Genomic DNA, 11,836 nt, shown 5'->3' on the forward strand with positions numbered 1-11,836 from the left:
CACGCTGCCCCCAGTCGACCGCTGATCGGGCCGATTGTCCACCACCCTGTCGCACATCTGGTCAAGATGAACAGACAACCGAACAATCGGTAGGGAGCCCCCATCACCCCGGAGGTGCCCCGAGATGACCGTTCTCGACCACCGACACCAGGCGGCCGCGGTACCCGGCTGGCTGCCCGGTGCCACTGCCCCGCGGACCGACCCCGCCCCGCTGCTGCCGGACGACTCCCCCTTCCGCGTCCTGGGCACCCCGGCCCTGGAGAAGGCGGACCCGGCGCTGCTGCGCGAGCTGTACCGGCGCCTGGTCGTCGGCCGCCGCTACAACCAGCAGGCCACCACCCTCACCAAGCAGGGCCGCCTCGCCGTCTATCCGGCCACCATCGGCCAGGAGGCCTGCGAGGTCGCCGCCGCGATGGCCATGCGCGAGCAGGACTGGCTGTTCCCCAGCTACCGCGACACCCTCGCCGTGGTCGCCCGCGGAGTGGACCCGCTGGAGGCCCTCACCCTGCTGCGCGGCAACGCCCACACCGGCTACGACCCGCACGCCACCCGCACCGCCCCGCTCTGCACCCCGCTCGCCACCCAGGCCCCGCACGCGGTGGGCCTCGCGCACGCCGCCCGGCTGGCCGGCGACCCGGTCGTCGCGCTCGCCATGCTCGGCGACGGCGGCACCAGCGAGGGCGACTTCCACGAGGCGCTGAACTTCGCCGCGGTGCTGAACGCCCCGGTCGTCTTCTTCGTCCAGAACAACGGCTACGCGATCTCCGTCCCGCTCACCCAGCAGTCCGCCGCGCCGACCCTCGCCCACAAGGCGGTCGGCTACGGCATGCCGGGCCGGCTGGTCGACGGCAACGACGCCCCCGCCGTGCACGCCGTCCTCACCGAGGCCTTCGAGCGCGCCCGCAACGGCGGCGGCCCGACCCTGGTCGAGGCGCTCACCTACCGCGTCGAGGCACACACCAACGCCGACGACGCCACCCGCTACCGGACGGACGACGAGGTCGCCGCCTGGCGCGAGCACGACCCGATCCTGCTGATGGAGCGGCACCTGCGCCCGCTCGGCATCCTCGACGACACCCTCGTCCAGGAGGCCGCCGACGAGGCCGAGGCGCTCGCCGCCCGGATGCGCGCCGAGTTCCACGAGGACCCGCAGCTCGACCCGATGTCGCTCTTCGCCCACGTCTACGCCGAGCCCACGCCGCAGCTGCGCGAGCAGGCCGCCCAGCTCGCCGCCGAACTGGCCGCCGAGGCCGAGGTGCACCACTGATGACGACAGTTGTCTCCGCCCGCACCAGCACCATGGCACAGGCGCTCAACGCCGCCCTGCGCGACGCCATGCAGGCCGACCCGACCGTGCACGTCATGGGCGAGGACGTGGGCAAGCTGGGCGGCGTCTTCCGGATCACCGACGGCCTGACCGCCGAGTTCGGCCCGGACCGCTGCCTGGACACCCCGCTCGCCGAGGCCGGCATCCTCGGCACCGCCGTCGGCATGGCCATGTACGGCCTGCGCCCGGTGGTCGAGATGCAGTTCGACGCCTTCGCCTACCCGGCGCTGGAGCAGCTGTTCTCGCACGTCGCCAAGATGCGCAACCGCACCGCCGGCAAGCTGCCGCTGCCGATCACCGTCCGCGTCCCGTACGGCGGCGGCATCGGCGGCGTCGAGCACCACAGCGACTCCTCCGAGGCGTACTACGTGCAGACCCCCGGCCTGCACGTGGTCGCCCCGGCCACCGTCCACGACGCCTACGGGCTGCTGCGCGAGGCCATCGCCTCCGACGACCCGGTGGTCTTCCTGGAGCCCAAGCGGCTCTACTGGGGCAAGGCGGAGTGGGACCCGGCCGCGCCGGTCGAGCCGATCGGCAAGGCCGTGCTGCGCCGTACCGGCCGCTCCGCCGTGCTGATCACCTACGGGCCCTCGCTGCCCGTCTGCCTGGAGGCCGCCGAGGCCGCGAAGGCCGAGGGCTGGGACCTCGCGGTGCTGGACCTGCGCTCGCTGGTGCCCTTCGACGAGGAGACCGCCTGCGAGATCGTCCGCTCGGTCGGCCGCGCGGTCGTCGTCCACGAGGCGACCGGCTTCGCCGGCCCCGGCGCGGAGATCGCCGCCCGGCTCACCGAGAAGTGCTTCCACCACCTGGCCGCCCCCGTGCTGCGGGTCACCGGCTTCGACATCCCGTACCCGGCGCCGATGCTGGAGCACCACCACCTGCCCGGGGTGGACCGGATCCTGGACGCGGTCGCCCGGCTGCAGTGGGAGGTGTGACCGTGATGCCTGTCGTCCGCGAGTTCACCCTGCCCGACCTCGGTGAGGGACTCACCGGGGCCGAGGTGGTGCGGTGGATGGTCGAGGTCGGTGAGGTCATCGCCGTCGACCAGCCGGTGGTCGAGGTGGAGACAGCCAAGGCCGTGGTGGAGGTGCCCTGCCCGTACGGCGGGGTGGTCACCGCGCTCTTCGGCGAGGTCGGCGAGGAGGTGCCGGTCGGCGCCCCGCTGGTGACCGTCGCGGTCGCCGCCCCGGCCGACGGTACTGCCGCACCCGCGGCCCCGGGCGGCCCCGGCGAGCCGGTGGAGCGCCCGCTGGTCGGGTACGGCGTCGCCGAGTCGCGCGGCGCCCGCCGGGCCCGGGTCAGGGTCGGCGCCGCCGTCCCGGCACCTGCGCCTGCGACCGCCCCTGTGGCTGCGCCCGCTCCCGTGGCTGTGGCGGCCCCGGCCGCACAGGCCGCGCCCGTGCACGCCTCCGCCGTGGTGCCGGTGATCTCGCCGCTCGTCCGGCGGATGGCCCGCGAGCACGGCATCGACCTCGCCCTGCTCGCCGGCAGCGGCCCGGACGGCCTGATCATGCGGGCCGACGTGCAGCGGGCCGTGGACACCGCGGCCCACGCCGCCCCGGTCCAGGCCCCCGCCCCCGCGGCGGCGGCCTCCGCGGACGCCGAGCTGATCCCGCTGCGCGGACTGCGCCGCACCATCGCCGAGAAGCTCGGCCGCAGCCACCGCGAGATCCCGGCGGCCACCTGCTGGGTGGACGCCGACGCCACCGAACTCATGGCGCTGCGCGCCCAGTTGAACCGGGCCCCGGGGCCGAAGGTCAGCGTGCTGGCCCTGCTCGCCCGGATCTGCACGGCCGCGCTGGAGCGTTTCCCCGAACTCAACTCCAGCGTGTCGGAGGACGGTTCGCACATCGTCCGGCACCGCGCGGTGCACCTGGGCTTCGCCGCCCAGAGCGAGCGCGGCCTGGTCGTCCCGGTGGTGCGGGACGCCCAGCTGCTCGGCACCGAGAAGCTCACCACCGAGCTCGCCCGGCTCACCGAGTCGGCCCGGGCCGGCTCGCTCACCCCGGCCGAGCTCACCGGTGGCACCTTCACCCTCAACAACTACGGGGTCTTCGGGGTGGACGGCTCGACGCCGATCCTCAACCACCCGGAGGCGGCCATGCTGGGCGTCGGCCGGATCACCCCCAAGCCGTGGGTGCACGAGGGCGAACTCGCCGTCCGGCAGGTCACCCAGCTGTCGTTCACCTTCGACCACCGGGTGTGCGACGGCGGCACGGCCGGCGGCTTCCTGCGCTTCGTCGCCGACTGCGTGGAGCAGCCGGGGCTGCTGCTGCGCACGCTCTGACCGTCTCCGACGGACCGGGCCGGGCTCACTGAGCCCGGCCCGCGCGCGTTCGCGGACACGCGCCCGGGCACGGGCGCCCCGGCGTGCGCGTGGGAAAAGGGGGCGCGAGTTGCGTGAGACTAGCGCGTACGCCGGTCGTATGTCCGGGGTTCGGTTGATTCGTGGGACGGGCACCCCGGTCGTGCCAGTCTGCTGAAGGCGTCAGCAGATACAGCACCAGCCGTTCGGCTGTGCAGGGCGACCGGAAGCGGAACGATTCTCTTGGCTACTCGTCATGTCGCGTTGAAGGCACGTCCGATGCGGGTCAGATCCGGATCGGGCTCGACCGGCCCGGCCGCCGTGCCGGGGCTGGCCCCGGCGGAACCCGCCACCCCCGAGACCCCGGCCCCGGCGGAACCCGCCGCCCCCGAGATCCCGGCCGCGGCCGCGGCCGCGGAGACCGCCGAGGCCCGCGCACTTCCCGCGCTCCCCCCGGCCGACCGGGACGCCGCCGGGGCCGCCCCCGCCCCCGAGGACGGTCCCACTGCGGCGGCGCCGCTGCCGACGGGCCTGCCCGCCCTCCGGGCCCTCCCCGCCCTGTCCGCTCCCGCCGCCGCCCCGGCGGCCCCGCCCGGCACTCCCGGGCCCGTGCCGGCGCCCGCGGTGCCGGTCGTCCCGGCGCCGCCCACCGTGCCGCCGCGCATCCCCGCACCGGGCCACCCGGACGCGGCCGGACCCGGCGCCCCGGGGCCGGGCACCCCCGCGCCGGCGCTGCCCCGCCACACCGCCGCCCCGGCCCGCAACTGGACCGGCCCCGGCGACCGCTGGAGCCGCGCCTGGACGGCGGGCGCCCCCGTCGGCACACCGTGGCCCGCGCCGCTGCCGCAGACCGTTCCCCCCGAAGCGTGCCGGCCGCCCACCCCGCGCGACCTCGCCCTCGTCCGGGACAGCCTGGCCGTCGTCGAGCCGGTCGCCGACCAGGCCACCGCGCACTTCTACGCCGTGTTCTTCGTGCACCACCCCGAGGTGCGGGCGCTCTTCCCGGCCGCCATGGACGTGCAGCGCGACCGGCTGTTCCGGGCGCTGCTCACGATCGCCCGCCATGCGGACGACCCGGCCCGGCTGACCGAGTACCTGTCCGGCCTCGGCCGGGCCCACCGCAAGTACGGCGCCCTGAACGCCCACTACGCGCCGGTGGGGGAGTGCCTGGTGGCGGCGCTCGCCAAGTACAGCGGCAGCCGCTGGGACGCCGAGACCGAGCTGGCCTGGCGCCGGGTCTACGGACTGGTCTCCCGGATCATGATCGAGGCCGCCGAGGACGACGCCCGCAGCGCGCCGGCCTGGTGGCGGGCCGAGGTCGTCTCCAACGAGCGCCGCGGCCGGGACGTCGCCGTGCTCACCGTCCGGCCGGAGCAGCCCTACCCCTACCGCGCCGGGCAGTACGCCACCGTGGAGACGCCCTGGTGGCCGAGGGTCTGGCGGCCGTACTCACTGGCCACCGCGCCCCGGCCGGACGGGCTGCTGACCTTCCACGTCAAGTCCGTCCAGGCGGGGTGGGTGAGCACCGCGCTCGTCCGGCGCGCGGCACCGGGCGACGTGCTCCGGCTGGGCCCGGCGGCCGGGGGCATGGTCGTCGACCACGGCAGCGGCGCCGACCTGCTCTGCCTCGGCGGCGGCACCGGCATCGCCCCGATCGCCGCGCTGGTGGAGGAGGTCGCCGAGCACGGCCCCGGCGGCCGCTCGGTGGAGGTCTTCTACGGGGCCCGCAGCACGTCCGAGCTGTACGCCCTGGAGGAGCTGCGGGCCCTCGACCGGCGGCACCCCTGGCTCAAGGTGCACCCCGTGGTGTCCGCGCAGGACGCGGCGTCCGGCGGCGAGGTGGTCGGCGAACTGCCGGAGGTGGTCTCCCGGTACGCGCCGTGGCACGGCCACGACGCCTACCTGGGCGGGCCGGCGGCGATGGTGCGGCGGGCGGTCGGCGTGCTGCTGCGGGCCGGGATCGCGAAGGAGCGCATCCACCACGACCTGGCCGCCGAGCAGGCCGCGGGCTGAGCCCCGGCGGAGGCCGCCGGTCGGCGGGTCAGGCGAGGTCGCGGGCGAGCAGGGCGCGGATGCCCTCGATGTTGGCGGCGAGGTAGGCGCGCAGGCTGGGAGGTACGACGTTGACCGAGGTGACGCCCTCGCGGGTGAACGGCAGCCGGACGATCTCGTACTCGCCGTTCGGGTCCTCCAGTTCGGGACCGTGCCGCCGGGAGAGGTCCATGGAGGCCAGCCGGCAGACGAAGAAGTGCTGGACCTTGACCCCGTGCGGGTGGGCCGGGGTGCCGTCGTCGTGGTGGGAGTGCGCGACGGTGTCGACGAAGGCGGGCACCACGTCCTGGACCTTGGCGCCGAGCTCCTCGTCCACCTCGCGGTGCAGGGCGTCGACGACCGTCCGGTCGCCGGGCTCGACGCCGCCGCCGGGCGTGATCCAGTACGGGTGGACGGCCCCGGGCCGGACCCGGCGGATCAGCAGGATGGTGGCCGGGGCGTGCGGATCGCCCGGGTCGTCCTCCAACAGGATCGCCCGCGCGGTGCGCTTGACGACGGGGCGGACGGGGACGGCCATGGCCACCTCCGGGACACGGGAGTTGTGCGTGATTCTCCCGCGTACAGGGCGGAATGAAACTCGCACACATGGGCGAACAGGGGGAAAACGTTGGGCCGAACGGATGATTCGGCGTGCCGCTGCGTGTTCGACCCGGTCCGGCCGGTCACGGAATTGGATCTTCCATTCAAAGGAAGGTCGCACTCCGGTTGTCGATCGACAAGGTCGGACACTAGTTTGCTCTTGGAATTGAAGCCCAATCGGCGCCTTCACCCGGCGTAATGATTGAAGCGGGGTGGCCCCTGTGCTGCAATGGCCGCCAGCCGGGCAGGCCGACACCAACGGATCGCGGAGGTAGCGCGCGCATGCACAGCAGCACAGTCCTGGGCCATGTGGTGATGGACCTCGTGGCGGGTGACGACCTCTCCGTCCGTATCGCCGTCGACCTCGGGTACGACACCGACGACCCGTACGCGGTGCGGTTCACCTTCCACCTGCCCGGGGACACCCCGGTCACGTGGTACTTCGCCCGCGAGCTGCTGGTCGAGGGCATCAGCCGCCCGGCCGGCGAGGGCGACGTGCACCTGCACCCGATCGGCGAGGACCTCACCGAGATCTGCGTCGTCCTGCGCTCCCCCGACGGGGACGCCACCCTGCGCGCGCCCGCGCCGCCGCTGATCGCCTTCCTCGCTCGGACGGACAAGCTCGTCCCGATGGGCCAGGAGGAGACCGAGGTCGAGCTGGAGGCCCAGCTCGACCTGATCCTCAGCGGCGGCTGCGAGAACGCCGGCTGACCGCCGGCACGGCCGGCGCTCAGTCGTCGTCGCCCAGCGCCAGGTCCAGGCCCCAGGACACGACGCTGATGATGAGGGCGCCGAGCAGGGCCGACCAGAAGCCCGACACGTGGAAGTCCAGGTCGAGCACGTCGGACGCCCAGGACGTCAGCCACAGCATCAGGGCGTTGATCACGAAGGTGATCAGGCCGAGCGTGAGCACGAACAGGGGCAGCGAGAGCAGCTTCACGAACGGCTTGATCAGGAAGTTGACCACGCCGAAGACCAGCGCCACCGCGATCACGGTCAGTGCCTGGTGACCCCAGCTGCCGTCGGACAGGGTGATCCCGTCGACGATCCAGGCGGCGACCCAGATGGCCACCGCGTTGATGAGCGTTTTGATCACGAAACTCTTCATGGCACCGGATGGTCGCAGGCCGCCCGCCCGCTGGGAAGCTCTCGGCGGGAACGTCGTGCGCCTTCTTCGCCCCGGGCCCGCACCGGCGGGCGTCCGGACCGGGTGTTGAATGGTCCCGGCCCGGAACGGGGCCCGGAGAGGAGCAGCGCGCGATGAAGGTCTTCCGGCTGGACGAGCTGGACGCGGAACGGGCTGCCCACCAGGGCTCCTACCTGCGCTTCCTCAAGGAGCGAAACATGTCCGCCGGCCTCTACGCGCTCTCTCCCGGCGACACCGACACCCAGGCCCCGCACGACCAGGACGAGATCTACCAGGTGATCAGCGGCCGGGCCGAGCTCACCGTCGGCCGCGAGACCACCACCGTCGGCCGCGGCACCGTCGTGTACGTGCCCGCCGGGGTGCCGCACCGCTTCCACCACATCACCGAGGAACTGCGCGTCCTGGTGATCTTCTCGCCGCCGGAGGACTGACCGGCGGCGCCGGGTAGGGTCGGCCGGGCGCGACCACCCGGAGACGAGGAGCGAGAACAGTGGCCCTGACCGACGAACTCTGGTCGGCGATCGAGCCGGTCTACGGCGAGATCCTGGCCCACCCCTTCCTGGCCGGCCTCACCGACGGCACCCTGCCCCGGCAGGCGTTCCGCCACTTCGTCGTCCAGGACTCGCACTACCTGCGCGACTACGCCCGGGCGCTGGCCGTGTGCGCGGCCAAGGCGCCGGACGAGGCCGACGTCCGCGCCTTCGCCGACGACGCGGTGGGCGCCCTCGCGGCCGAGCAGGAGATGCACGCCGAGTTCCTGACCGCCTTCGGCGAGACCGCGGCGGAGGCCGCCGCCGAGCCGGTGCTGCCCACCACCCTGGCCTACACCAGCTACCTGCTGGCCACCGTCCACGGCGGCTCCTTCGCCGAGGCCGTGGCCGCCGTGCTGCCCTGCTACTGGATCTACGCCAGGGTCGGCGAGGCGCTGCTGGCGAAGTCCTCCCCCGACCCGCTGTACGCCAAGTGGATCGCCGCCTACGGCGACGAGGCCTTCCAGTCCGTCGTCCGCCGGGTGCTCGACCTCACCGACCGGCTCGGCGAGGAGATCTCCCCCACCGAACGGCGCCGGATGGTCCGGCACTTCACCACCACCTCGCGCTACGAGTGGATGTTCTGGGACGCCGCCTGGCGCGGCGAGACCTGGCCGGTCTGACGGTCCGCATAAGGCCGGGACCCCGTTTCCGATCGCGGGAGCGGGGCCCCGGCGACGCCGGGTCAGGGCAGTGAGAACCAACCGGTCAGGTCGAGGACGACATGGGTGTCGCCGGTGAAGTTGTACACGCGGAGCCGCCCGTCGGTGGCGATCGGGCTGAACGGCACGGTGACGTGGTTGGCGACGGTCTGTCCCGGTGCGAAGTTGAGGTTCGAGGTGGCGGGCCTGGTGCTGCTGCCGCCCCAGACCGTCAGGTAGCCGGAGGCCGTCGGCTGGACCGCGGTGACGTTGAGCAGGACGGCCGATGAGTAGAAGGGTGCACCGAAGCCCGTGATGTCGACACCGAACGTGCCATCCGGACCGACCGGCGAGCCGCTGCGGGTGTCGCGGATGCGCCTCGGCACGATCGGCGTGAAGAGGGCCCCGCTGTCAGGGCTGTAGTAGCCGAAGACGTCGGCGATGACCCGGGTGCTGCCGGTGAAGTTGTAGAGGTCGATGCTGCCGTCGGCGCCGAGTGGCACGACGGCCTGGTTGGCGACGGTCTGACCGGTGCGGAAGTTGAGGTTGGAGACTGTGGGTCGGTTCATCCCGTGCGGGAACGCGGTGAGGTAGCCGTTGGCCGTGGGCCTGTCGGCGGTCAGGTTGAGGACGACGGCGGTGGCATCCTCGGGGACCCCGGCGGTTCCGGCCACCTTGAGCGTCTTGGTGGTGTTCCCGGTCAACGTGGTGTCGACCAGCCTGGACGCCTTGGTCGAGCTGAACCCCTGCCCCGCGTTGGGCTGGTAGTAGCCGACGAAGTCGACCACCACGTCGGAGCGTCCAGCATGGTTGTAGACCCGGACGGTGCCGTCCTTGCCGACCGGCACGGTGACCAGGTTGGCGACGGTCTGCCCGGCCTTCACATTGAGGTTGGAGGCGGTCGGACGGTCCTGGCCGCCGGGGAAGAGCGTCAGGTAGGTGTCCGCGGTCGCGTTGGTGGCGGTGACGTTCAGGACGACGGCCTCGGGGCTGCCGGAGGTGACCGGCTTGTCGCCGCTGGGATAGCCGTTGGAGACGTCCAGCGTCAGCGAATTGCCGCCGCTGAGGGACTGCCAGGTCTTCCGGGTGTCGAGCATCCGGAACGGCTTGACCGGCGTGTACGTCGCCTTCGCGTACTCCACGTGGGCCGTCGTGCTCGTCGAGGCCGAGCTGCCCTTGGAGTCCTTGACCGTCACGGTGACCTTGTAGTCGCCGGGCTTGGCGTAGGTGTGCGACTCGGCCTGGTAGCCACTGGTCACCACCGGGGAGCCGTCACCGAAGTCGAAGGCGTACGAGGTGGTCGGCCAGGGCGCCGCGGTGGCCGCGGCGTCGGCCCGCACGGTGAGCGGCGGGGTGTGGGAGATCGGGTCGTTCGACGAGGGCAGGGCGGGGTTCACGGTGATCTTCGGGGTGAGCTCGCCCGGAGTGGTCGCCTTCACCTCGACCTGGGCCGTCTTCACCTGTCGGCCGGACTGGTCCGTGACGGTCACGGTCGCCTTGCAGGCGCATGCCGCGCCGTAGGTGTGCGTCGCCGTCGACAGGCCGGTCTGCTTCACCGACGTGCCGTCGCCGAAGTCGAAGGTGTAGATCAGTGTGGCGGGCCAGCGGGACTGGGCCTTGGCCGTGAAGGTCACCGCAGTTCCGTACGGCGCCCATGAGTTGTCGGTCGAGAGCGTCACGGAGTCCAGCGCGTCCTGGAGTTCGTACGCCCCGCGGTCGAGGACCCCGGATCCCGAGCCGCTGTTGGCGACCAGCGGGTCGTCGACGGGCGGGTTGCCGACCAGGTCGGTGTCCAGGACACCGGGGGCGTCCATGGCCGCGGAGTCGATGGCCGGGGAGCCCTCGCCGGGCATGCCCGCGATGATCATGGGGTCCGCCATGAGGTCGTGGGTGCCCTCGCCGTTCGACACGGCCAGCAGCTCGGCAACGCTCTTGGCAGCAGTGCCGCCCCAGTTGTACGCCAGGCCGCCTGTGGCAGGCCAGACCAGGTTGTAGTCGGCCTTGCTGCCGGGCAGTGAGTCCGCGGAGGCCAGCACCTCGGTGGCGGAAGTGCCCTCGCCGCAGGTGTCCCGCGGGTTCGGGTGCGTGCTGGTGTGCCAGGCGACGATGTTGTTGTACAGGCGGAAGCCCGTGGAACCGCCGGACAGACCGATGCCCGGACCGCAGCCGTCCAGCACGGTGTTGTTGGTGACGACCGTGCCGGTCGCCCCGTCCACCACGATGCCCCTGCGGTCGGTGGCGACGACGTTGCCACTGACGACGGTGCCGGTGGCACCGCCCGAGACCGAAACCCCGGTGCTTCCGCCCTGGTCCAGCCAGTTGCGGGTGACCCTGTTGTCACTTCCGCCGGTGATGGCGACGAGGGGGAGGGGCGTGCTGTCCGACGCGCTCGTGGTCCGGTCGAAGGTGACCCGGTCCGAGTTCTTCACCAGCGCCGAGAACAGCGGGGCCTCGCGGAACACCACGTCGTGCGCGCCGTCGACGGTCACGGCCGGTGTGGAGTCGTTGGGGTTCACCCCGGTCACCGTGCCCGGGCCGGTGAAGACGACCGGTGCGTCCTTCTCGCCCGAGCGCGTGATGCGGAGGTCCTCCTTGAACCAGCCGTTCAGGTGGACGGTGGTGCCGGGCTCGACCACGGCGGCTGCTGCGCCGACGGTGCAGAAGGGCGCGGCCCGGGTGCCCGGGTTGGAGTCCGAGCAGGTGCCGGTGTTGTCCACGTACAGGTCCCCGGATGCCGCGACGGCGGCCGGAACGGGCATGCCCAGGACGGCCGTCACGGTGGCGGCGGCAAGGCCGATGGCACGGATTCTTCGCATGGCTTGGTGGTCCCCCCAAGTCGTTGGTGAAAGAAGTATGGAGCCGGTCGTTCGGGCACCCATCAGGGGGTCCCCCGGGCCCGGTCTCGGGGTGATCTCCGGGTTCTCTCCGGGGCCCGGGCCCTCGTTCCGGTGCAGGCGGCGCCCTACGATCGAAGTACCGAAACGAACGGGAAGCGGCGGACGGACCGGCGCCGAGCCCGAGGGGAGATAAGGAACGGACATGGCCGAGCTCTGGAAGTCGCTGCCCTCGTGGGTGCGCAACATCGTCGTCCCGATCCTGGTGCTGATCCTGGCCTGGAACCTGCTGTGGTTCGTGGTCGGCGTGGTCGGCTCGCTGATCGGATTCCTGATCAAGGTCCTGCTGGTGGTCGGCCTCGGCGCCGCGGTGGTGATCCTGGTCAAGAAGGCAGCCAGGAACTGACCTTGCCGTCGAAGG

Annotated in this window: 11 protein-coding genes; 8 read left to right on the forward strand and 3 right to left on the reverse strand. The window is 72.7% G+C overall.

Annotation, left to right across the window (positions count from 1 at the left end; genetic code table 11):
- Window positions 1-124 precede the first annotated feature (124 nt).
- From pdhA to AB0M03_RS25445, 4 genes are all read left to right on the forward strand, one after another.
- Window positions 125-1,267 (forward strand): pyruvate dehydrogenase (acetyl-transferring) E1 component subunit alpha, encoded by a 1,143-nt coding sequence (gene pdhA / locus AB0M03_RS25430; protein ID WP_363494634.1) that lies wholly within the window; start codon window positions 125-127, stop codon window positions 1,265-1,267.
- Complete coding sequence (locus tag AB0M03_RS25435) at window positions 1,267-2,262, forward strand: alpha-ketoacid dehydrogenase subunit beta (RefSeq protein ID WP_363494636.1); 996 nt, start codon at window positions 1,267-1,269, stop codon at window positions 2,260-2,262. The genes pdhA and AB0M03_RS25435 overlap by 1 nt, the downstream gene beginning before the upstream one ends.
- A gap of 5 nt (window positions 2,263-2,267) precedes the next feature.
- Window positions 2,268-3,614 carry a dihydrolipoamide acetyltransferase family protein gene (locus AB0M03_RS25440; protein ID WP_363494693.1) on the forward strand — a complete coding sequence of 449 codons (1,347 nt, stop codon included), beginning with the start codon at window positions 2,268-2,270 and terminating at the stop codon, window positions 3,612-3,614.
- Window positions 3,615-3,911: 297 nt separating this feature from the next.
- Complete coding sequence (locus tag AB0M03_RS25445; protein WP_363494638.1) at window positions 3,912-5,645, forward strand: globin domain-containing protein; 1,734 nt, start codon at window positions 3,912-3,914, stop codon at window positions 5,643-5,645.
- Between the two features lie 28 nt (window positions 5,646-5,673).
- Here the strand turns inward: AB0M03_RS25445 and AB0M03_RS25450 are convergent, their stop codons facing one another.
- On the reverse strand, window positions 5,674-6,201 hold the full coding sequence (locus tag AB0M03_RS25450) for an NUDIX domain-containing protein (RefSeq protein ID WP_363494640.1): 528 nt from the start codon (window positions 6,199-6,201) through the stop codon (window positions 5,674-5,676).
- 344 nt (window positions 6,202-6,545) lie between these two features.
- On the opposite strand from AB0M03_RS25450, the gene AB0M03_RS25455 reads away from it, so the two are divergent.
- On the forward strand, window positions 6,546-6,974 hold the full coding sequence (locus AB0M03_RS25455) for an SsgA family sporulation/cell division regulator (RefSeq protein ID WP_363494642.1): 429 nt from the start codon (window positions 6,546-6,548) through the stop codon (window positions 6,972-6,974).
- A 19-nt stretch (window positions 6,975-6,993) separates the two neighbouring features.
- On the opposite strand, the gene AB0M03_RS25460 is transcribed toward AB0M03_RS25455, so the two are convergent.
- A complete protein-coding gene (locus AB0M03_RS25460; RefSeq protein ID WP_363494644.1) occupies window positions 6,994-7,371 on the reverse strand; it encodes a phage holin family protein in 378 nt (125 codons plus the stop codon).
- Window positions 7,372-7,523: 152 nt separating this feature from the next.
- Here AB0M03_RS25460 and AB0M03_RS25465 point away from each other — a divergent pair, with 152 nt between their 5' ends.
- Window positions 7,524-7,841 carry a cupin domain-containing protein gene (locus tag AB0M03_RS25465; protein WP_363494646.1) on the forward strand — a complete coding sequence of 106 codons (318 nt, stop codon included), beginning with the start codon at window positions 7,524-7,526 and terminating at the stop codon, window positions 7,839-7,841.
- Window positions 7,842-7,900: 59 nt separating this feature from the next.
- Complete coding sequence (tenA, locus tag AB0M03_RS25470; RefSeq protein WP_363494648.1) at window positions 7,901-8,563, forward strand: thiaminase II; 663 nt, start codon at window positions 7,901-7,903, stop codon at window positions 8,561-8,563.
- 62 nt (window positions 8,564-8,625) lie between these two features.
- Here tenA and AB0M03_RS25475 read toward each other — a convergent pair whose 3' ends face one another.
- On the reverse strand, window positions 8,626-11,397 hold the full coding sequence (locus tag AB0M03_RS25475) for a PKD domain-containing protein (RefSeq protein WP_363494650.1): 2,772 nt from the start codon (window positions 11,395-11,397) through the stop codon (window positions 8,626-8,628).
- A 223-nt stretch (window positions 11,398-11,620) separates the two neighbouring features.
- Between AB0M03_RS25475 and AB0M03_RS25480 the strand changes: the two genes are divergently transcribed.
- Window positions 11,621-11,821 (forward strand): DUF5326 family protein, encoded by a 201-nt coding sequence (locus AB0M03_RS25480; RefSeq protein WP_363494652.1) that lies wholly within the window; start codon window positions 11,621-11,623, stop codon window positions 11,819-11,821.
- The last annotated feature ends 15 nt before the right edge of the window (window positions 11,822-11,836 follow it).

It is taken from the genome of Kitasatospora sp. NPDC051914, assembly GCF_040680995.1.
GTDB lineage: Bacteria > Actinomycetota > Actinomycetes > Streptomycetales > Streptomycetaceae > Kitasatospora.